The sequence below is a fragment of the Aureicoccus marinus genome (genome assembly GCF_002954325.1).
Lineage (GTDB): Bacteria > Bacteroidota > Bacteroidia > Flavobacteriales > Flavobacteriaceae > Aureicoccus > Aureicoccus marinus.
This window is the reverse complement of record NZ_MQVX01000001.1, coordinates 56,059-76,116: the sequence shown is the minus strand read 5'-3', so window position 1 is coordinate 76,116 and position 20,058 is coordinate 56,059. Positions and strand designations below refer to the sequence as shown.

General features: G+C 47.8%; 21 protein-coding genes and 1 pseudogene. 13 read left to right on the top strand and 9 right to left on the bottom strand.

What is annotated here, in order from left to right; all coding sequences use genetic code 11:
* Window positions 1-49: 49 nt before the first annotated feature.
* The 4 genes from BST99_RS00360 to BST99_RS00345 all read left to right on the top strand — a co-directional run bounded on the left by BST99_RS00360 (window position 50) and on the right by BST99_RS00345 (window position 1,989).
* Window positions 50-361 carry a cupin domain-containing protein gene (locus BST99_RS00360; protein ID WP_105000032.1) on the top strand — a complete coding sequence of 104 codons (312 nt, stop codon included), beginning with the start codon at window positions 50-52 and terminating at the stop codon, window positions 359-361.
* Window positions 362-444: 83 nt separating this feature from the next.
* Entirely contained in the window at window positions 445-1,230 is a 786-nt protein-coding gene (locus BST99_RS00355) for an SDR family oxidoreductase (protein ID WP_105000031.1), read from the top strand.
* Window positions 1,231-1,234: 4 nt separating this feature from the next.
* Window positions 1,235-1,501: a hypothetical protein gene (locus BST99_RS00350; RefSeq protein WP_105000030.1), complete on the top strand. Its 267-nt coding sequence runs from the start codon at window positions 1,235-1,237 to the stop codon at window positions 1,499-1,501.
* Window positions 1,498-1,989, top strand: a complete 492-nt coding sequence (locus BST99_RS00345) for a CPBP family intramembrane glutamic endopeptidase (RefSeq protein WP_105000029.1) — start codon at window positions 1,498-1,500, stop codon at window positions 1,987-1,989. Before BST99_RS00350 ends, BST99_RS00345 begins: the two co-directional genes overlap by 4 nt.
* Here BST99_RS00345 and BST99_RS00340 read toward each other — a convergent pair.
* The 6 genes from BST99_RS00340 to BST99_RS00315 form a co-directional block, all read right to left on the bottom strand.
* A complete protein-coding gene (locus BST99_RS00340) occupies window positions 1,986-2,720 on the bottom strand; it encodes a LytR/AlgR family response regulator transcription factor (protein ID WP_105000028.1) in 735 nt (244 codons plus the stop codon). The two genes, BST99_RS00345 and BST99_RS00340, sit on opposite strands and share 4 nt — an antisense overlap.
* A complete protein-coding gene (locus tag BST99_RS00335) occupies window positions 2,717-3,775 on the bottom strand; it encodes a sensor histidine kinase (protein ID WP_105000027.1) in 1,059 nt (352 codons plus the stop codon). The genes BST99_RS00340 and BST99_RS00335 overlap by 4 nt, the downstream gene beginning before the upstream one ends.
* Before the next feature lie 237 nt (window positions 3,776-4,012).
* On the bottom strand, window positions 4,013-4,192 hold the full coding sequence (locus tag BST99_RS00330; RefSeq protein WP_146106162.1) for a hypothetical protein: 180 nt from the start codon (window positions 4,190-4,192) through the stop codon (window positions 4,013-4,015).
* Window positions 4,193-4,428: 236 nt separating this feature from the next.
* Window positions 4,429-4,959 carry a DUF4136 domain-containing protein gene (locus BST99_RS00325; RefSeq protein WP_105000025.1) on the bottom strand — a complete coding sequence of 177 codons (531 nt, stop codon included), beginning with the start codon at window positions 4,957-4,959 and terminating at the stop codon, window positions 4,429-4,431.
* A 17-nt stretch (window positions 4,960-4,976) separates the two neighbouring features.
* Complete coding sequence (gene obgE / locus BST99_RS00320) at window positions 4,977-5,993, bottom strand: GTPase ObgE (protein WP_105000024.1); 1,017 nt, start codon at window positions 5,991-5,993, stop codon at window positions 4,977-4,979.
* Between the two features lie 23 nt (window positions 5,994-6,016).
* On the bottom strand, window positions 6,017-7,129 hold the full coding sequence (locus BST99_RS00315) for an adenylate kinase (protein ID WP_105000023.1): 1,113 nt from the start codon (window positions 7,127-7,129) through the stop codon (window positions 6,017-6,019).
* A 117-nt stretch (window positions 7,130-7,246) separates the two neighbouring features.
* Here BST99_RS00315 and BST99_RS00310 point away from each other — a divergent pair.
* The 5 genes and pseudogenes from BST99_RS00310 to BST99_RS00290 all read left to right on the top strand — a co-directional run bounded on the left by BST99_RS00310 (window position 7,247) and on the right by BST99_RS00290 (window position 11,902).
* A pseudogene (locus BST99_RS00310) lies at window positions 7,247-8,408 on the top strand (5-(carboxyamino)imidazole ribonucleotide synthase).
* A gap of 92 nt (window positions 8,409-8,500) precedes the next feature.
* Window positions 8,501-8,998: a 5-(carboxyamino)imidazole ribonucleotide mutase gene (purE, locus tag BST99_RS00305; protein ID WP_105000022.1), complete on the top strand. Its 498-nt coding sequence runs from the start codon at window positions 8,501-8,503 to the stop codon at window positions 8,996-8,998.
* Window position 8,999: 1 nt separating this feature from the next.
* Complete coding sequence (locus BST99_RS00300) at window positions 9,000-11,018, top strand: M3 family metallopeptidase (protein ID WP_105000021.1); 2,019 nt, start codon at window positions 9,000-9,002, stop codon at window positions 11,016-11,018.
* Window positions 11,019-11,112: 94 nt separating this feature from the next.
* Window positions 11,113-11,667 carry a sigma-70 family RNA polymerase sigma factor gene (locus BST99_RS00295; protein WP_105002378.1) on the top strand — a complete coding sequence of 185 codons (555 nt, stop codon included), beginning with the start codon at window positions 11,113-11,115 and terminating at the stop codon, window positions 11,665-11,667.
* Between the two features lies 1 nt (window position 11,668).
* Window positions 11,669-11,902 (top strand): hypothetical protein, encoded by a 234-nt coding sequence (locus BST99_RS00290; RefSeq protein ID WP_105000020.1) that lies wholly within the window; start codon window positions 11,669-11,671, stop codon window positions 11,900-11,902.
* 1 nt (window position 11,903) lies between these two features.
* Here BST99_RS00290 and BST99_RS00285 read toward each other — a convergent pair whose 3' ends face one another.
* The gene (locus BST99_RS00285; RefSeq protein WP_146106161.1) at window positions 11,904-12,347 is read right to left on the bottom strand and encodes a UbiA prenyltransferase family protein; all 444 of its coding nucleotides are present in this window, start codon (window positions 12,345-12,347) and stop codon (window positions 11,904-11,906) included.
* A 14-nt stretch (window positions 12,348-12,361) separates the two neighbouring features.
* Window positions 12,362-12,730, bottom strand: a complete 369-nt coding sequence (locus BST99_RS00280; protein ID WP_105000018.1) for a hypothetical protein — start codon at window positions 12,728-12,730, stop codon at window positions 12,362-12,364.
* Window positions 12,731-12,858: 128 nt separating this feature from the next.
* Between BST99_RS00280 and gcvP the strand changes: the two genes are divergently transcribed.
* From gcvP to BST99_RS00260, 4 genes are all read left to right on the top strand, one after another.
* On the top strand, window positions 12,859-15,720 hold the full coding sequence (gene gcvP / locus BST99_RS00275; RefSeq protein ID WP_105000017.1) for an aminomethyl-transferring glycine dehydrogenase: 2,862 nt from the start codon (window positions 12,859-12,861) through the stop codon (window positions 15,718-15,720).
* Window positions 15,721-15,818: 98 nt separating this feature from the next.
* The gene (locus BST99_RS00270; protein ID WP_105002377.1) at window positions 15,819-16,898 is read left to right on the top strand and encodes a 3-oxoacyl-ACP synthase III family protein; all 1,080 of its coding nucleotides are present in this window, start codon (window positions 15,819-15,821) and stop codon (window positions 16,896-16,898) included.
* Window positions 16,899-17,423, top strand: a complete 525-nt coding sequence (locus BST99_RS00265) for a methyltransferase domain-containing protein (RefSeq protein ID WP_105000016.1) — start codon at window positions 16,899-16,901, stop codon at window positions 17,421-17,423. It abuts the gene before it with no gap.
* Window positions 17,420-18,289, top strand: a complete 870-nt coding sequence (locus BST99_RS00260) for a glycosyltransferase family 2 protein (protein WP_105000015.1) — start codon at window positions 17,420-17,422, stop codon at window positions 18,287-18,289. Before BST99_RS00265 ends, BST99_RS00260 begins: the two co-directional genes overlap by 4 nt.
* Here the strand turns inward: BST99_RS00260 and pafA are convergent.
* A complete protein-coding gene (gene pafA, locus BST99_RS00255) occupies window positions 18,270-19,964 on the bottom strand; it encodes an alkaline phosphatase PafA (protein ID WP_105002376.1) in 1,695 nt (564 codons plus the stop codon). The genes BST99_RS00260 and pafA overlap by 20 nt on opposite strands.
* Window positions 19,965-20,058: the final 94 nt, after the last annotated feature.

The following is a 20,058-nucleotide window of genomic DNA, read 5'->3' as shown; positions in this document are numbered from 1 at the left end:
AAATCGCTGGCTTTTTTTATTGGTATCTTTTGAGTTCAAATAAAAAACAATGAACCTAAAAGACATCCCTTCCAAAGAAATAATGCCGGGCTATCACGGTAAACTCGTCCACGGCGAAAAAATGAGCTGGGCCTTTTGGACCGTCGAAGAAGGTGCAGAAGTTCCTGAACACTTCCACCCGCACGAACAAATCATGCACGTGGTGGAAGGGGAATTTGAATTTACGCTTGGAGGAAAAACCAAAGTCTACATCCCAGGAGATGTGGTTCACATCCCCTCCAACACTCCACACGGAGGCAAAGCCCTGACGCCCTGCGAACTGATGGATGTTTTTAGTCCTGCACGCGAGGAGTACAAATAATTTCCAGAGCACATTATGTAACAATTGGGGTAAAATAGCTTCTTGTAGAAGAGGCCTTTCTCTACCCCATTAAAACCAATTCTATGCACATTGATTTACGGAGTAAACGAGCTCTAGTGGGAGGCAGTAGCCGAGGCATTGGTCGTGCCATTGCAGAGCAACTTGCCAAATCCGGAGCCTCTGTTTGTGTGATGGCCCGTTCAGAAGACAAACTAAAAGCTCTTATAAACAAGCTGCCTACTGATCAAGGTCAAAAGCACCACTGCCTGGCCATTGATTACCACCAGCAATCCGATTACCAAAAGAAGATCAAAGAATACCTCTTGTCTAACCCGGTGGATATTTTGGTCAATAACACCCAAGGCCCTCCAGGGGGAGGAGCTTTGGAACAGGATTTAGAAGCCTACCAAAGTGCCTTTGATTTGCTTTTTAAATCGGTCGTTTTCACCACCCAAGAGGTCTTGCCTCATATGCAAAAACAAGGTTGGGGACGCATCATCAATGTGGCTTCCGTCTCTGTACAGGAACCTTTGAATTATTTGGCCCTTTCTAACAGTATTCGAGCCGCGGTAGTCACCTGGGGAAAAACCCTGGCCACTGACGTAGCCGCCCAAGGCATTACCGTAAACAGTATACTGACTGGCTACTTTGACACCGATCGCATCGCCCAACTCAACGCCCAAAAGGCGAAAAAAATGGGGGTAGACCCGGCCGAGGTTCGGAAGGCCATGGAAAACCAAGTCCCCATGAAACGGATTGGAGATCCGGCAGAATACGGTCACTTGGTTGCTTTTTTAGCCTCCGACAAGGCCTCCTATCTCACTGGAACCAAAATCCCCTTGGACGGGGGGTTACTTAAATCATTATAAGCCTATGAATCACTTTCGGTCCCTCTTTTCGCAATTAAAATTCAACCCAGCGCTGGGTCTGTTTTTAATTCTGCTTTTTGGGGTACCGAGGTTCGCTGCCGTACTCTGGGCCAATCAAGGAGGTGACTACCGCTATGTGGCTCTGCTTTTTGTTGCCATGTGGTTGCTGCCCTACATCCTCCTCAATAAATCCGGGCGGGAAGAAATCGGGCTTAAAAAGCCAGCAAAAACCTTTGGATTTATTTGGCTCTGCCACTTGGCATTCTATTGAGCACATTCGTTTGGTGGGCCGGAGATCGACTCTACGGGTCCGAAATCAGCAATTGGTATGTCTACATCAGTCAGAGTTACGACCTACCCGCCAGTTTCTCCGGAGCACAGGAATACTTGATGTACTTCCTGGTTTTTGCGGGGACCAGCATGGTCTTTAGCCCCATAGGCGAAGAAATACTTTACCGCGGATTTATCCACCGCTGTTTTTCCGAAAAGTACGGCGATAAAAAGGCCGCTTATATTGACAACTGGGCCTTTGCCTTAACTCACCTGGCCCACTTCGGGATCATCTACCAGGCAGGGCAATGGGAAATCCTATGGATACCTGCACTCGTTTGGGTGGCCTTGATGTCCAGGGCGGCACGCTTGTTTTCGACTTGTAGAAGAGGATCGAATTCGGTATGGACGGCGGTCATCGCCCACGCGGGCTTTAACCTGGCTATGAACTACTTTATTTTCTACCACATTCTCCCACCCGTGAGTTAGAAACTCATCTTGTCTTTGAACTGGGCGGATTGACGGCGAGAAACCTCCACCTCTTCCCCGTTTTTCATCTCGAGTTTGAGCTTTCCGTTGAACCAAGGGGTAATTCCGGCAATGAATTCGGTATTGACAATCTGCTGGCGGTTGGCCCGGAAGAACTGGGCCTCTGGCAACTTATCTTCAATCTGCTGTAAGGACTTATACAAGAGTGGAGAATGCTCCTTAAAGTGCACCCGCGTGTAGTTCCCTACAATTTCGAAAAGTTGAATTTCTTCAATTCGCACCAGCCAGCAAGCTTCCCCATCTTTGATAAAAATCTGGCTCTGGTTGCTTAAACGGCCGCCGCCGCTTTCGTCAGAAGACTGCTCTTCCCCGGCCATCTGAGACCTCACCTTGTCTAAGGCTTTGGCAAATCGGTCATCACTAATGGGCTTCAGCAGATAATCCAAGGCGTTGTACTCAAAAGATTTGATGGCGTATTCATCAAAGGCCGTGGTAAAGACGGTGATGGGAACTTCGTCCAGCATTTCCAGCAATTCGAAGCCGTCCTTCTCAGGCATATTGATATCCAAGAAAAGCAAATCCGGAGCCTCTTTTTGAATAAGAGCCAGACCATCGTCTACGTTTTCGGCTTCCCCAACCAATTCTACATCGGAATGGGCTTTCAAAAGAGCCTTGAGCTCATTTCGAGCCAAGCGAGAATCTTCTACTATAACGGCGCGAATGCTGCTCATAAGACCGGAATATCAATGCGGGCCACTACCTCGTCGCTTTCTTCTTTGAGCTCGAATTGGGCCTTGTTTCCATAGAGGAGTTTGAGGCGTTGGCGAATATTCTTAAGTCCCAATTGGGTGGAATCCTTCGCAATCTGAAGTTTTCCGGTATTGCGAACCTCGATGTGCAGATCTTGATCCTTTTTAGTTACGGATAGATGAATACGCCCCCCTTCCTTGAGGTTACCCAAACCGTGCTTTACCCCGTTCTCTACCAATAACTGAATGACCATTGGCGGAATTTGGACCCCTTTGGAATCCTTCCCCACGGATTCTTCATATGTCAACCGGTCTTCAAACTGAATCTTAGAAAGTTCAATATAGTTGCGGACCATGTCAAGCTCCTGTTCGACGGTAATCCCATTTTGGGAGTTGCTGGTCAGGGAATAACGCAGCATTTCTGAAAGTTTGGTCAGCATATCACGAGCCCGATCCACATCCTCCAACATCAACCCCCGGATATTGTTCAAACTGTTGAACATAAAATGCGGATTGATTTGGCCCTTCAGGGTATTGAGTTGGGCCTCTTTTAAAGTATCATTCATCTCCAAACGTTCAATCCGGGCTTGATTGGCATTGATCAACAACTTGATTACCAGGTAGCAGATAGCCCACATCGCAACGGTCAGCAATGAGCTAAATATCAACAGGAAAACGCTGTTGTAGCTTTTAAAAAAGATCAATTCCTTTTCGGAAATTTCAGGCCCTAACTTCCCGTAGGTAAAACCGATTAAAAAGTTTAGAAGAGCATATAAGGCCACAGCCCCTATCACGTATATAGAAGCCCGGACAAAATCTTCTATCTGTGGGTTTTTAAAATTGACTTTTCTCTTGAGAAAATAACGCAGCGGTGTCGTTGCTCCTATGCCTATTAAGGTACCAGCAATCGACGTAAATAATACAAAGGAGGTGCTCATCCCCTTAAGGGCTAAAGCAGAAAATAAGTTTAAAAAGGACCAGCCTCCGATTTGAAGAATCCAGAAAGCACGGGTCTGTGTCTGAGGGGTAATACGCATCTTAAATGAATTGCGCCAGGAGTGTTCCAAAGGCGTATCCCAGTCCAAACGTGACCAAGATTGTTCCAAAAGTAACACCAAATACCCGAAGTGTGGATGGCTGAGTTTTCATGAGGCGGATAATAAAATGGCTGAAGATACCGGCACCTCCGGTAATTGCACTTCTGGAGAGGGAAGCACCGGTAATCTTGTCAGCAATGGTTGAGTTGATTGATCTCTTTTCTGTTTTGTAGGAGATTAGGCAACAGCCGCTTCTCCTCGGTGGAAGACCACAGTACCCACTAGCGTAAATCCAGCGTAGACCGGCAAGAAGAACTCCAAGAGGTTTCCGGCTAGCACTGCACCGGTTACTCCGGCGAGTGTACTAAGGGCTCCAATAGCTAAAACAGTTTTTTTGGTGGCATCTAAATTTTTCATGATTGATCGATTTTGATTGATTGATGATTGTTCTTTATAGACGATTGATGTTTCAAAATATAACATTCAATATCAGACTGATAAGTAACTTGAATAGGATAAACATGTTCGTTTTGATGATTGATTACGAGACAAATCTATTGCAGAAGCCAGCGGACATCAATGAAATTATGACCAGCGGTCAAAAGCTTGGAGTGAACGGTCAAAAGAATCGACCGAAACCGAAAAAAGGAGAATTAAGGGGTGTTAGATTCGAAAGGATACTTGTCTAATGTCCTTAAAACCAAATTTCTAAGCTGCTCCTCTCTTTGGGATGGTTTCCAGTTTTCGCTGAAGGGGCCAAGCGCTCTTGCCTCCCAAATCACTTCTTGTTCGCGAAAATCCACCACCAAAAAGGTTATTCGTCGTTTTTGGGAACGTCCATTCAGAGGAATACCCACTTGCACACCGCCACCTACCTGGCCACCGGTACCGCCGACCCCAACGCCCACCGCATTGCCAGAGGATTCCACCAATTCAGCTTGTACGTCGATGATCACATCCGGCAGGGGCTTCTTGCGCCAACCCTTGCTGGTCAATACGGAATCCATCATGCGGTACAAGCGTCTTTCGTCCAATTCGCTCAGTCCAGTAGGACCTTCATTTTGGTATTGATAGGTGCGGACTTCAGACAAGGGGGCGTCTGCATCGTAATCCGTTCGAACCGAAACGGCAGAACAGGAGGTCAATAAGAGTAGAAAAATAAAGGGCAGAAATAAACGACTCATAGCCTTATAAAGATACGCTATTCCGCGTTCTTATCCGGGCTGATAATTTCCCACAAGGCGTCTTTAAGCGGCTGTAAACCCTGTTGGGCAACAGAAGAAATAAAGTGTACCGGGACATCTTTAAAGGTTTCGCGAACCTCCTCTTTGAGCATGCTCTCTAATTCTTCATCCAAGAGGTCCGTTTTGCTGATGGCCACCAAACGGCTCTTGTCGAGCATCTCCGGATTGTAGCGCTCCAATTCAGAAAGAAGCACCTCGTATTCTTTACGTAAGTCTGGACTATCGGCCGGTAGCAAGAACAAAAGGGTCGCATTGCGTTCGATATGCCGCAAAAAATAGTGTCCCAAGCCTTTTCCTTCGGCCGCCCCTTCAATAATCCCGGGAATATCAGCCATCACAAAGCTGTGAAATCCACGGTGCTTAACAATACCGAGATTGGGTTTGAGGGTGGTAAAAGGATAGTCCGCAATTTTGGGTTTGGCTGCCGTCAATACCGAGAGTAAGGTCGATTTTCCGGCATTCGGAAAGCCCACCAAACCTACATCAGCCAGCACCTTTAACTCGAGGGTGATGTCTTTTTCTTCACCCGGACGTCCAGGTTGAGCATAACGTGGGGTTTGGTTTGTCGGAGATTTGAAGTGGGAGTTTCCTTTTCCTCCTAAGCCTCCAGGAAGAAGGATTTCTTCCTGCCCTTCTTCAGTAATTTCATAGAGTACAGTATTGGTTTCTGTATCTCGGATAACCGTACCCAATGGGACCTCCAAAATGATGTCTTCTCCTTGGGCTCCTGTACTGTTGCTTTTTCCGCCATGTTCCCCATGCCCAGCCTTAAAATGCCGCTTGAACTTGTAGTTTAGCAGGGTCCAGAGGTTTTTATTTGCCCGGACCAAGACGTGCCCTCCGCGGCCACCATCTCCTCCATCCGGACCTCCTTTGGCCACGAACTTCTCACGCCGCAAATGCGTCGATCCCTGCCCTCCTTTTCCGGAAGCCACATGGATTTTAACGTAGTCAACAAAGTTGCCTTCGGTCATGAGAAATTAAATAAGTGAGTCGCTTACTTGGGCAATTGATCAATGATCGCACTTAAGCGCTCAGTGATTTCTTCAATAGCTCCGATACCACTAATGCTGTGGAATTTTCCTTGATTGGTATAGTAATCCTTTAGCGGCGCTGTTTTTTCGTTGTACTCCGCAAAGCGGTTGCGGATCTTGGACTCGTCCTGATCATCCGAACGTCCACTTTCCTTTCCTCTTTCGAGTAGACGCAGAGTAAGCACCTCATCATCCGCTTCCAGCGCAACACAACCATTGACCATCATCCCTTTGGATTCCAAGAACTGGTCCAAGGCTTCGGCCTGAGCAGTGGTTCGCGGAAAGCCATCAAAAATGAATCCGGCAGCTTCCGGGTTGCGCTCCACTTCTTCCTGCAGCATATCAATGGTGACCTGATCAGGAACCAAATCGCCCGCATCGATGTAGGACTGAGCCAACTGCCCCAGTGCAGTTTTGTTCTTCATATTGTAGCGGAAAAGATCTCCGGTAGAAATATGGACCAGGTTGTATTTTTCTTTTAGGATTCCGGCTTGGGTACCTTTACCGGCCCCAGGTTTCCCGAAAATCACCAAATTCATCATATCGGTTTGTTTTAACTGATAAACAGCGGTTAAATTCCGCCCCAATTCATTATAATCCAATCCATAACCAACTATGAAGCGGTTTGGAATCTCCAAGCCCACATAGTCGATATTGTACTCTCCATTGTAGATTTCGGACTTGTAAAACAACGAGGCAATGCGGAACTCCTTTACATTGGTATTGGTAAAGAGATGCACCAATTCCTGCAAGGTCCGCCCTGTATCGATGATATCTTCCAAAATCACCACACTTCGACCGTCAATATCTTCCGAAACATCCAACAGGGTTTCAACGATGCCGGTGGAAGTGAGTCCCTGGTATGAACTGAGCTTGACAAAACTAACTTCACAATCGTGCGGATAGGCCTTTAAAAAGTCCGAAACGAACATAAAAGAGCCGTTGAGGACTCCCACAAAAATGGGAACCTCATCCTTGTAATCCGCCGCAATTTTCTCGGCCAGGCTGCCAACGGCCTCCTGGATTTCTTCCTCCGAGAGAAAAAGCTCGAAATAAGAGTCGTGAAGTTTAATCAAGGTCGCTTGTTCATTGGGGTCGACAAAGATACATTTTTTTATTCCAGCCCGGGTAGAGCTAGGCAGACAGGAGTGAAGAATCGTATAATTCACCGTATTTTTGAGTTTTAAAGCACTATGAGTACACCCTATTTTTCTTCTGATTTCAAGCTGGGCATTCTGGGCGGTGGACAGCTGGGCAAAATGCTCCTGTACGAAACACGCAAGTGGGATGTCTATACCCGGGTTATGGACCCCTCTCCGGAGGCCCCTTCTCGACTGGCATGCAACGAATTTATTCAAGGGGACCTACTGGACTTCGATGCAGTCTACCAATTCGGTAAAGGACTGGATTTGTTGACCATCGAGATCGAGAATGTCAATTTGGACGCTTTGGAAAAACTGGAAGAAGAAGGGCTTAAAGTCTATCCGCCGACACGGAACCTGCGGACCATTCAAAACAAGGCCACTCAAAAGCTTTTTTATACGGACAAGGGAATTCCAACCTCCCCTTTCACCCGTTTTGCCTACACCTCAGAAATCAAAGACAGTATGACCAACGGAGGCGTTCAATTGCCTTTTGTCTGGAAGAGTGCTTCCATGGGCTACGACGGTCGTGGAGTAAAGATTATCCGTAAGTTGGAGGATTTGGACGGGCTTCCCAATGTGGAATGTATTGCTGAAGAGTTGGTGGATTTTAAAAGCGAACTAGCGGTGGTGGTTGCACGTAACCCGTCTGGGCAGGTCGCCAATTACCCGGTGGTCGAAATGGAATTTCACCCGGAAGCGAATCAGGTAGAATTCGTCATCTGCCCGGCTAATATCGATTCTAAGCTGGCCCACAAGGCGCAGGAATTGGCCTTACAGGTCTCCGAAGCCTATGGTCATGTCGGTCTCTTGGCGGTCGAAATGTTCCTGACCAAAGACGATCAGGTACTGGTCAACGAGGTCGCTCCACGGCCCCATAACAGTGGTCACTTCAGCATTGAAGGGAGCTTTACCAATCAATTTGAACAACACTTGCGTGCCATCCTCGATCTCCCCTTGGGGTACACAGGCAGCAAAGCCTTTGCCATCATGGTCAATCTCGTCGGAGAACCCAACGAAAGTGGAGGTAGAATACAAACACCTTGATGAGGTTCTTGCCATGGAAGGGGTTACTCCACACCTCTACGGCAAAAAACAAACCCGACCCTTTCGAAAAATGGGGCATATCACCATTGTTAACCGGGACTTCAACAAGGGCATGAGCATTGCGCGTAAGGTGACCGGGACCGTGAAAGTGGTTAGTCGAAAATAAAATAAATAGAAAACTTCAACTTTGGTTGTAGTTGACCAAAAAGACAAAAAGCATGCAGTTTCGGGAATTCCGTCTGCGTTAAGTGAATTATTATGAGCAAAGTAGCCATCGTCATGGGCAGCACCAGTGATCTGCCCGTAATGCAAGAAGCCGTCGAAATTCTCCAAGATTTCAAGATTGAGGTCATGGTAGACATTGTTTCGGCCCATCGCACTCCAGAAAAACTGTTTGAGTTCGGCAAGAACGCACACAAAGAAGGGATCTCGGTGATCATCGCTGGAGCAGGAGGGGCAGCCCACCTGCCAGGCATGTTGGCGAGCCTTTCTCCCCTGCCCGTTATTGGTGTACCGGTCAAAAGCCGAAATTCAATCGATGGCTGGGATTCTGTTCTTTCCATCTTGCAAATGCCGGGCGGAGTCCCTGTTGCTACTGTCGCTTTGGATGGTGCTAAAAATGCGGGAATTCTCGCGGCTCAAATCCTGGGCAGCACCAATCCCGATCTTCAGACACGCATAAGTGAGTACAAAGAACAACTCAAAGAAAAAGTGATTAAGGGCTCTGAAGAAGTCCGCAAACAAGGCAATTCCTAAGATGAGTAACCCCTTATTAACCTCTTTTGATCAGGTACCTTTTGACGCAATCAAAGACGAGCATTTTAAACCTGCTTTTGATGCTGCCCTTTCCGATGCCCGCAAAGAAATTGACGCCATTGCCCAAAACCCGGAAGTAGCTACCTTCGAAAACACGATCGCCGCTCTGGATTATAGCGGAGAGCACCTGGGTCGGTTGAGCAGTGTTTTCTTCAACCTGAACTCGGCCGAAACCAATCCGCAGATCCAAGCTCTGGCCCAAGATATTTCGCCTCTGCTCAGTGCCTTTTCTAATGATGTTACTTTGAATGAAGAGCTTTTTGCTAGGATCAATTCGGTGTGGAACCAAAGAGCTTCACTGGATCTGAATGCGGAAGAGAATCGCCTTTTAGAAAAAACACATAAATCCTTCAGCCGTAACGGGGCCTTACTGGATGAAGCCTCCAAGGACCGTCTGCGTGAAATCGACGGTTTACTCTCAAGACTTCAATTGCAGTTTGGGGAAAATGTCTTAGCCGAAACCAACGCTTATCAGCTGCACATTACGGACGAAGCTAACCTGGAGGGACTACCGGAGAGCTTACGCCAAATGGCGGCAGCGATTGCGGGGCAACGAGAACTGGACGGCTGGGTATTTACCTTGGATTACCCGAGTTATGTTCCCTTTATGAAGTACGCTAAAAACCGTGCACTACGCAAGGAGATGGCGATGGCTTTCGGCAAACGAGGGTTTCAAGACAATGATCACGACAACAAAAAGGTGCTTCTTGAGATCGTTGGTCTACGAGAAGAAAGAGCGCGCCTGCTCGGCTTTGGCAACCACGCTGAATTTGTCTTGGCCGAACGAATGGCCGAAAAACCAGCTACTGTTCAATCCTTTTTAGAAGAACTCTTATCCAAAGCGCTCCCTGCCGCACAAAAAGACCTGAAAGCTCTGCAGGACCTGGCCAAAGAACAGGACCAGATCGAAACCCTGGAACGTTGGGATGCATCTTTTTACAGCGAACAACTCAAACAGGCTCGCTTTTCTTTTGACGAGCAGGCCGTTAAACCGTACTTCCCTCTTCAGCAGGTATTGGAGGGTGTCTTTACCATTGCAGGTAAACTTTTTGATTTGCATTTCAACCTGGACAAGGTTATCCCAACCTACCACGAGGAGGTCGACTGTTACCGAGTATACGATGGGGAAGGCAATTTTGTTGCTTTGTTTTACAGCGATTTCCACCCCCGCGAAGGCAAACGTCCTGGCGCTTGGATGACCTCATATAAATCCCAGTCTCGAAAAGATGGCGAAAACCGCCGCCCGCACATTTCGATCGTTTGTAACTTCAGCCGAGCAACCGAATCAGCTCCGGCCTTATTGTCCTTTGACGAGGTGCTCACTCTTTTCCACGAATTTGGTCACGCCCTGCACGGCATGTTGGCCGACACAACCTTTCCAGGACTTTCAGGCACATCGGTTTACTGGGATTTTGTGGAGCTACCCAGTCAAATTATGGAAAATTGGTGCTACGAAAAAGAGGCTCTGGCGCTCTTTGCCAAGCATTACGAAACCGGAGAGGCTCTCCCGATGGAGGAAGTCCAAAAGATCAAAGCCATGGGTAGCTTTTTGGAAGGACTGGCAACCGCGCGCCAACTTAGTTTTGGACTTTTGGACATGGCTTGGCACACCACCGAGCACGCCTCGATTGAGGATGTAAAAACTTTCGAAACTGCGGCGATGGAAAAAGCTTCGCTTTATCCACCCGTCGCCGAAGCCTGTATGAGCACAGCCTTTAGTCATATTTTCCAAGGCGGTTACTCGGCAGGCTACTACAGCTACAAATGGGCTGAAGTACTGGATGCAGACGCCTTTGAGGCTTTTTTGGAAGCCGGCATTTTTGATCAGGCCACCGCCGACTCTTTTAAAGAGAATATATTGAGTAAGGGTGGAACACAAGCTCCCATGGAGCTCTACCGCAAGTTCCGAGGTCGTGAACCGCGCCAAGAAGCACTTTTAAAACGTGCTGGTTTGCGTTAACAGAAAGGTAAAATCCGCTAGCTCACTAGGCATTAAATAATAATTAGATACTTTTAAATGGTTAAACACGGCCATTAAAAAATTGCTATCTGCTATGATTGCAAATGAATTGCAACCTGACAAATGGGTAGAGCTGCATGCCGATTACCTATTTAATTACGCTATAGGCAAGGTCAGCGATGTTGAAATCGCTAAAGACCTCGTTCAAGAAACCTTTATCGCCGGACTCAATTCGGCCAAGAACTTTAAAGGGGACGCCGCAGAAAGAACCTGGCTCATTGCCATCCTAAAGCGAAAGGTCATTGATCACTACCGCAAGATCAACTCCAAAAAAGGCAAGGCTGAAGTCCGTATCCAGTACAGCGACCAGACCGATGCCGAAGGAGAGTGGCTCGAGGAACGCGTTGCGGATCCTTTTGTCAAAGGTGGAGACCAGGAGATCGAAAATGAAGAACTGGGCCTCGCCATTCAAAACTGCATCGATAAATTGCCAAAAAAACAATCCCGGGTTTTCACCATGAAAACCATTCAGGGCATGAGTACAGAAGATATTTGTAAAGAGTTGGGTATAAATCCGTCCAATCTGTGGGTAATGATCCATAGAGCGCGAACCTCGCTCATGGGATGCTTAAATCAAAGTTGGTTTTAAAATGAAAATTTCGTGTGAACAAGCGGCAGAGATCTGCAACAAATCCCAATACCGGGAGGCTTCGTTAATGGAAATTATCAAGTTGAAGTATCACATTTTTATTTGCAAAACCTGCAAACTATTCACGACCAAAAACACCAAGCTCACCAAATTGTGTAACGAGTCCAAACTTCAAATACTCAGCGAGGAAGAAAAAGCGAAGATGAAGGCAGAATTGGAAAAGAGCAACAACTAGACTAGTTCAACCCGTAAAGAACCCACCACAAAGCAGCACAGTAGAAAATCGGCACAGCTTCTACCAGTAGACCAGCATAGTACCTTCCTGATTGATTTCGAGAAAAGTAAATCAGTACAAAAAGAAATAACGAAAGACCCAGTCGCACCAGTACTTCTCCTTCGGAAAACCGACTGCGCATAAAGGTTAGCACGAACAGGAACAGGATTAAAAGATACCCAATCCACTGTGTAGGCCTAACTCCGTAACGCTGCGGTAGCGTATACAACTCTCTAGAATCTGCTTTCCTATCCCGAATCTCAAAGGGGATCATCAAAATCAGAACCAAAACAAAGCGCTGAAGACCAAAAAAGAACAAGTCAATGTGCCAGGGCAATCCCGTATCCACCACCGGCAGTACCACCGTTGTCCCTGTCCAAACCAAGCCCACAATAACAATCTTCAATAGTCCCCAACTTCTCAAACTCTTCTTCTGTGGAAAAAGAGGGATAACGTAAAGGACTCCCAGCACAAACAGGATGCCGAGAATAGTATACAATTTGAGTCGATCAGCACACTAAAAACCATGGTCAAAAAGAGGGAAACCAAGGTGAGGGTTCGGATCATAACGAAGCTCGTAGGCTCCATTTGAGCCGGAACTTTGAGGTGTCCACCGTATTTGACCAGGTTGTAATAACCAATTGTTGAAAAAAAGAGAAAACCTGCTAATAAATAATTGGGCAGTATGTTTAACAAATAGACGCTCGTCCAATACAAGGCAAGAACCGCTAGAGCCACGTGGATACTGGCGTCCAGGTAAAAATTCAAAAGCCGCTTAATTCCGAGCATTCGACAAAATTAGCTCAACGGCCATCTGTGGCCAATTTGGGTCGATAAGCGGTCAGTAAGCCTCCTTTAAATGCCTGATTTGATAGAAGTTTTCGCTAATTTTGTAAAGTTTTTTCAAAGATACCTTAATGAAAACAGAAGTCTTTGCTCAGCGGCATATCGGGATTCGTCCCGAAGATCTCCCAGAAATGCTGGAAGTAGTTAAAGCAGAAAATCTCGAACAGTTGATTTTCGAAACCATTCCAGACGATATCCGATTGAAACAATCTCTGAACCTTCCTGCGGCATTAAGCGAACAGGAATTCCTGGTTCATCTCGAGGAACTCGCCGACAAAAACAAGGTGTTCAAAAGCTATATCGGATTGGGTTACCACGACTGTGTCACCCCATCTGTTATCAAGAGAAACATTCTCGAAAATCCAGGTTGGTACACTGCTTATACGCCTTATCAAGCAGAGGTAGCTCAGGGGCGTTTAGAAGCTCTTTTGAACTTCCAGACCGTCGTATGCGACCTGACTCAAATGGAGATTGCCAACGCCTCCCTTTTGGATGAAAGCACTGCGGCGGCAGAGGCAATGACCATGCTGTTTGACGTAAGGAGTCGAGACCAAAAGAAACGAGGAATACTTAAGTTCTTTGTTGATCAGGCCGTATTACCGCAAACCTTGAGTTTGCTTAAAACCCGCTCGACACCACTGAATATTGAGCTCGTTATTGGGAATCCTGATGAGCAGACCCTGGACGAAAATTACTTTGGATGCTTGCTTCAGTACCCCGGTAAATATGGGAATATCCAAGATTTTTCTGCTTTTATCGAAAATGCAAAAGCTTTAGAAATTAAAACGGCCGTAGCGGCTGACATCCTTAGCCTTGTGTTGTTAAAAGCTCCTGGAGAGTGGGGAGTTGACGTTGTCGTTGGTACCACCCAACGTTTTGGTATTCCTTTGGGATATGGTGGGCCACACGCAGCCTTCTACGCTACTCGCGAAGCCTACAAAAGAAATATTCCCGGTCGTATTATTGGGATGACCAAGGACACGGATGGTGCTCCTGCCTTGCGTATGGCGCTTCAAACCCGCGAACAACACATCAAACGCGACAAGGCGACTTCCAATATTTGTACTGCTCAGGTACTTCTTGCTGTGATGGCCGGAATGTACGGCGTGTACCACGGACCAGAAGGTCTTAAAGACATTGCGATCCGGGTTCACAATCGTGCAAAATCCCTGGATCAAGCTTTACAAGGTCTGGGACTTCAGCAGCTGAACTCCGTTTACTTTGACACCCTGCTGTTCGAAGTAGAAAATAGTACAGGTCTAAAAAAGATCGCTGAAAAAGCCGGTCTAAACTTCCTCTACACTCCGGAGGGACAAGTGGGCATCTCTGTCAATGAGACGACCACTGCCGCTGATCTTCAAGAGATCGTAGACTGCTTCTCTTCCTTTTTAGGAAAAGACAGCGCTACAGCGAAAGAGTCTTCTGAAGAGGTTATCCCGGCCAATCTGCAGCGCCAAACTGTCTTTTTAGATCACCCGGTATTCCGGCAATACCACAGTGAGACGGCTCTTATGCGCTACATCAAAAAACTGGAGCGCAAGGATTTGGCCCTTAATCACTCCATGATTGCCTTGGGTAGCTGCACCATGAAATTGAACGCTGCCACCGAAATGTTACCCTTGAGTTGGGGTAAATGGGCACACTTGCACCCCTTTGTACCGATCGATCAGGCGCAAGGGTACCAATACATGCTTCAAAAACTAGAGGACTACCTTACAGAGATAACTGGTTTCGCCGCAACTTCCTTGCAGCCGAATTCCGGAGCTCAAGGAGAATACGCCGGATTGATGACTATTCGCGCCTACCACCAATCCCGTGGGGAAGGGCACCGAAACATCTGCCTCATACCCGCCTCTGCACACGGGACCAACCCGGCCTCAGCGGTAATGGCAGGAATGAAAGTCGTGGTCACCAAAACGGATGAAAAAGGGAATATCGACCTTGCGGATCTGGAAGAAAAAGTACTACAGCACCAAGAAAACTTGGCGGCATTGATGGTTACTTATCCTTCCACGCACGGGGTATTTGAATCCTCTATCGTACAAATCACAAGCTTGATCCACCAGTACGGTGGGCAAGTGTACATGGATGGCGCCAATATGAATGCTCAGGTAGGTTTGACCAATCCCGCCACTATTGGTGCGGATGTTTGCCACTTGAACCTCCACAAGACCTTCGCAATTCCACACGGAGGTGGAGGACCTGGTGTTGGTCCGATTTGTGTTGCTGAGCAGCTTAAGCCTTTCTTGCCTGGCCACCCCGTAGTTCCTACCGGAGGTGACCAAGCCATTACAGCTATTTCAGGAGCTCCCTGGGGTAGTGCCTTGGCCTGTTTGATTTCCTATGGCTACATCTGTATGCTCGGCGCTGAAGGAGTGACCGATGCCACCATTATTTCGATCCTGAATGCGAACTACATCAAAGAGCGTTTAGACGGGCATTACTCGGTTCTTTATTCTGGGGAACGCGGACGTGCGGCACACGAAATGATTATCGACTGCCGTCCATTTAAAGCGCACGGAATTGAAGTTACGGACATCGCCAAGCGTTTGATGGACTATGGTTTCCACGCGCCAACGGTCTCTTTCCCTGTTGCTGGAACCTTGATGATCGAGCCGACTGAAAGTGAACCCAAAGACGAGTTGGACCGCTTCTGTGATGCGATGATTTCGATCCGCCAAGAGATTGAGGACGCCGTTTTGGAAGAACCCAATAACGTCCTGCGCAATGCGCCTCACACCTTGGGTATGCTGACGGCAGAAAATTGGGACTTTCCGTATTCGCGAGAAAAAGCAGCTTTTCCTTTGCCTTTTGTGGTCGAAAACAAGTTCTGGCCAACCGTCAGAAGAGCGGATGAAGCCTTTGGAGACCGTAATCTTATGTGTACCTGCGCACCCATGGAAGCCTATGAAGAGGCGGTTCCAGCATCCTAAGCACTTCAAAATAGGGGTTTGGGCATCGTAGCGTTTTTTGCTATGCACGCATAACAAGAATTGACCGAATGTATCTTCCGATCGAGAACGTTATACTTATGAAGACGATCATTACCGGAACAGGATGTTATGTGCCCTCCATAGTGACACTGAACCGAGATTTCCTGGAGCACGATTTTTACGCTGAAAACGGTGAAGCCTTTGACACCCACAATGAAACCATCATTGAAAAGTTCAAAGCCATCACCGGTATTCGTGAGCGACGTTATGCAAGAAAGGACCTCAAGGCTTCTGACCTAGCGGGTTTTGCAGCCGAAAACGCCATACAGGACGCTAAAATCGATCCGGAAACCCTCGACTACATCATTGTTGCCCACAATTTCGGCGATGTCATTCATGGCGAAAATCAGGGAGATATGCTTCCCAGCTTAGCCTCTCGCGTCAAGCATCTTTTGCGTATTGAAAATCCTGAGTGCGTTGCCTATGATCTCATTTTTGGCTGCCCAGGCTGGGTAGAAGGAATGATACAGGCACAAGCCTTCATCAAGAGCGGCATGGCCAAACGCTGCATGGTTATTGGTGCAGAAACCCTTTCACGTGTCGTGGACTGTCATGACAGAGATAGTATGATCTTTGCGGATGGTGCCGGCGCAACCATCATTGAAGCCCAAGATTCAGAAGAAACAGACGCCCTTCAAACCGGTATTTTAGCGCACCACTCGGCCACTTTTGCCATGGATGAGGCCTACTTCCTGTACTTTGACAAATCCAACAACCAGGACAGCCGGAATACCGATACGCGTTACATCAAAATGCAAGGCCGCAAGGTTTACGAATTCGCCTGTACCGAAGTTCCTCAGGCCATGAAAGCGTGTTTGGATAAATCAGACGTATCAATTGATGAGGTTAAAAAGATTTTCATCCACCAGGCGAACGAGAAAATGGATGCTGCCATCATTAAGCGTTTCTATCGTCTGTACGGCGCCCAAGTGCCAGAAAACGTCATGCCGATGAACATCGAAAAACTGGGCAATAGCTCAGTGGCCACCGTACCTACCCTTTTGGATATGGTGCGTAAAGGTCAAGTCGAAGGACATGCACTGGAAGAAGGGGATGTTGTTATCTTTGCGAGCGTAGGTGCCGGGATGAACATCAACGCCCTGGTCTACCGCTATTAGATGTACGAAAACAATTTTCCGACCCGACGGTACGAAAAAACATTTGACTTTCTTCAAAAACACGTAGACCCCGCCGAGACCATTTTGGACTTGGGGGTCAGCAATCCTTTTTCTGAAATTTTACAGCAGAAAGGTTTTCAGGTTCACAACACCAGTGGGGAAGACCTGGACCTGGATTTTGGCGTGGTTCAGCAAACCGAGGCCGATGTGGTCACGGCTTTCGAAATTTTTGAACATATGTTGGCGCCAATTAATCTTTTGCGCGCCATCGATAAACCCAAAAAACTTCTGGCTAGTGTGCCATTGCGCTTGTGGTTTTCGACCGCTTACCGCAGCAAAACTGATCCCTGGGATCGCCACTACCACGAGTTCGAGGACTGGCAATTCGATTGGCTGATGGAAAAATCCGGCTGGGAAATCAAAGATTCTATTCAGTGGGCCCATCCGGTCAAGAAAATTGGCCTCCGCCCCCTGCTCCGCACCTTTACACCCCGTTACTACCTCATCTACGCCGAACGCGCATGAGAATTGCAGTGGTTCTTCCGGCTCATAACGAAGCAGAACACCTGAGGACCTGCTTGCGCTCTTTTGTCGAGCAAAGTCGGCAACCAGACCAACTCATCATCGTCAACGACAACAGCACGGATCAAACGCAAAGCATAGCCCAAGAATTTGCTGCCGAGCACACCTTTATCGAGCTCATTGAGCACCAAAGCAGTGCAGAGCACCAACCGGGCGCCAAGGTAATTCAAGCGTTCAATAAAGGAAAAGAACACCTCAAAGCCTGTGATCTCCTCGGAAAATTCGACGCCGACCTCATTCTGCCTTCCGACTACTTTCAAAAGATGGAAGAACTCTTTAAAAAAGAGAAACGCTTGGGTCTTGCAGGAGGACTCCTCTTCGTTCAAAAGGGAACGGATTGGGTTTATGAAAACATCGCTAAAAAAGACCATGTTCGGGGCCCGATAAAACTTTACCGGAAAGAAGCCCTTGAAGCCATAGGCGGCCTGGCTCAAAGCAGAGGATGGGACAGCGTAGACCGCTGGCAGATCGAATTTGCGGGTTTTACCACAAAAACGCTCCAAGACCTTCAGGTGAAACACCTTCGCCCAACGGGAGCCGGCTATACAGCCCAAAGGATAAGCGAAAAAGGTAAGGTGCTGGGAAGGATGCGCTTTGACCCCCTCTTGGGAGCCCTGGCTTGTCTCAAAACCGCACGGCATTCTTCCTCGAACCCTTTATCCCTACTATGCCAATTTGGAAGAATGTACTCTGGGTATTGGAAAGGCTTCTTCGGCTCCGATCACCTGGTGACTAGAGCCCAAGGCCACTTCATTCGAGGCCAACGCTGGAAAGGAGTTTGGCAAGCCCTTACTTCAAAACAGCACTGATCGGCTGGCCGGTTGTACCGCTCGGAAAAGCCATCCCGATCAAAACCGAAATCGTCGGGGCGATATCCGGGATCTCTGTACGCTCCGCCGTAGAACCGGAACGAATCCCTGCTCCATAAAACAAGAGCGGAACATGGGTATCATAAATCATAGCGGACCCGTGCGTAGAACCGGTTCTTGGGTAATCGATAACCCCCGGATTAAATAAGAAGATTACGTCGCCTGAGCGCTTTTGATGCCAGCCATTCTGTACGGTTCTCGCCAGACCTCTGCTGTAATCCTGCTCCCAGAGTTGGGTACCGGTATAGACCTTGTAGACTTGTTCATACGACAAAAAGTGCTCGGCAATTTCTTCCTGTACGTCATCGAGTTCCAAATCCAAACTGTCCAGAACAGGGCGATTCAAAAAGACATCGCTATACCCCACTTCACTCACGACCTTATCGGTTCCGTACTGCTCTTCCAAAAAGGAGGTCAATTTTTCCCTCATGGCACTTTTATCCCAGTAATCCCCCGGCAATTTTTGATCCTTTAGATAAGTCGGTACGTGAATAGCTCCGTGATCCGCCGTCAAGAAAAGGGTGTACTCCCCTTCTCCTACCTGAGCGTCAAGTGTATTGAGCAGACGCTCAATCTCTTTGTCCAAACGCATGTACACGTCTTGCACTTCCTTGGAGTTGACTCCAAAAAAGTGACCCGCATAATCCGTACTCGAAAAACTCACCGCCAAAAAGTCGGTGTCTTTGTCTTGCCCCAATTCTTCTTGCTTCAGGGCTTCCAGAGCAAAATCCATGGTCAGGCTGTTTCCGTAAGGAGTGGCGCGCAGCATGCTGAACTGCCCGTTAAACTCCCAATACTTGCTCAATTTATGCGGAAAACCGCTGTCTTTTTCCCCTTTAAAAAAGCCTTCATAGGCGTTCACATCCGTTCCGCTTTCTGTATAAGTTTCGACAGGTTCCAGGGTCGTCCAATCCTTTTTGTACTGCTCTACGGCATCCGAATCATTCCAGGCCTTAACCCACGTAGGCAACTCCTCCATATAATAGCTGCTGCTGATCCAATTGCCGGAGGCTCCTCCTTCGAACCAGTAGGCCGCATTGGCGGAATGCCCACCCGGTAGCACCGCTCCTCTGTCCTTAATCGCCACGGCGATCACCTTTCCTCTTTGCTGGGTATGTAGGCGCAACTGATCAGTCATCGTGGTGGTCTGCATGCGGTGAGGCGACATTTTACCCGCGTTGGAGGTACTTCCAACGGTTTGGTAATTGCTGTCTCCTGCGCAGTAAACCCAGCGCCCGAGTACTTTGCTGTACCAGTTGTTCCCGATCACCCCGTGACTCGACGGACTTGCCCCGGTATAGACCGAAGCATGCCCTGGCCCCGTACTGGTCGGTGCGTAATTGAAATGGTGGTTCTTGGCATTAAATCCCTGACGCACTAAACGCTTAAACCCGCCTTCACCATAGCGGTTCCAAAAGCGGGTGAGGTAGTCGTAGCGCATTTGATCTACGATAAGACCCACAATGAGTTTGGGATGCTTTTCAAAACCCATTTCGGCGGGGGTAGACATCACCTCTTTTTGGATCTGCTCCTTTTGGCGTTTTCTCTTGCGCTGCGCTGCGCCTTTGGTCGTTGCAAAAAGCACAACCAAGGCCAGTAGGGCGTATTTTTTCATTTTCTTGTGTTTGGGTTGGGCATTCACTGACAATGCAGCAATACTTTTACAAATCTACTCCTTCCGTCAGATCTAACTTAAAGACAAGGTTAAA

Bases quoted from the DNA above. Each gene is read 5' to 3' on its own strand.
- BST99_RS00300 (WP_105000021.1), top strand. From the start codon at position 9,000: ATGAGTAACCCCTTATTAACCTCTTTTGATCAGGTACCTTTTGACGCA.
- BST99_RS00265 (WP_105000016.1), top strand. From the start codon at position 16,899: ATGTACGAAAACAATTTTCCGACCCGACGGTACGAAAAAACATTTGAC.
- BST99_RS00340 (WP_105000028.1), bottom strand. From the start codon at position 2,720: ATGAGCAGCATTCGCGCCGTTATAGTAGAAGATTCTCGCTTGGCTCGA.
- BST99_RS00355 (WP_105000031.1), top strand. From the start codon at position 445: ATGCACATTGATTTACGGAGTAAACGAGCTCTAGTGGGAGGCAGTAGC.
- BST99_RS00360 (WP_105000032.1), top strand. From the start codon at position 50: ATGAACCTAAAAGACATCCCTTCCAAAGAAATAATGCCGGGCTATCAC.
- purE (WP_105000022.1), top strand. From the start codon at position 8,501: ATGAGCAAAGTAGCCATCGTCATGGGCAGCACCAGTGATCTGCCCGTA.
- pafA (WP_105002376.1), bottom strand. From the start codon at position 19,964: ATGAAAAAATACGCCCTACTGGCCTTGGTTGTGCTTTTTGCAACGACC.
- BST99_RS00290 (WP_105000020.1), top strand. From the start codon at position 11,669: ATGAAAATTTCGTGTGAACAAGCGGCAGAGATCTGCAACAAATCCCAA.
- obgE (WP_105000024.1), bottom strand. From the start codon at position 5,993: ATGACCGAAGGCAACTTTGTTGACTACGTTAAAATCCATGTGGCTTCC.
- BST99_RS00270 (WP_105002377.1), top strand. From the start codon at position 15,819: ATGAAGACGATCATTACCGGAACAGGATGTTATGTGCCCTCCATAGTG.
- BST99_RS00335 (WP_105000027.1), bottom strand. From the start codon at position 3,775: ATGCGTATTACCCCTCAGACACAGACCCGTGCTTTCTGGATTCTTCAA.
- gcvP (WP_105000017.1), top strand. From the start codon at position 12,859: ATGAAAACAGAAGTCTTTGCTCAGCGGCATATCGGGATTCGTCCCGAA.
- BST99_RS00325 (WP_105000025.1), bottom strand. From the start codon at position 4,959: ATGAGTCGTTTATTTCTGCCCTTTATTTTTCTACTCTTATTGACCTCC.
- BST99_RS00295 (WP_105002378.1), top strand. From the start codon at position 11,113: ATGATTGCAAATGAATTGCAACCTGACAAATGGGTAGAGCTGCATGCC.
- BST99_RS00350 (WP_105000030.1), top strand. From the start codon at position 1,235: ATGAATCACTTTCGGTCCCTCTTTTCGCAATTAAAATTCAACCCAGCG.
- BST99_RS00260 (WP_105000015.1), top strand. From the start codon at position 17,420: ATGAGAATTGCAGTGGTTCTTCCGGCTCATAACGAAGCAGAACACCTG.
- BST99_RS00330 (WP_146106162.1), bottom strand. From the start codon at position 4,192: ATGAAAAATTTAGATGCCACCAAAAAAACTGTTTTAGCTATTGGAGCC.
- BST99_RS00280 (WP_105000018.1), bottom strand. From the start codon at position 12,730: ATGCTCGGAATTAAGCGGCTTTTGAATTTTTACCTGGACGCCAGTATC.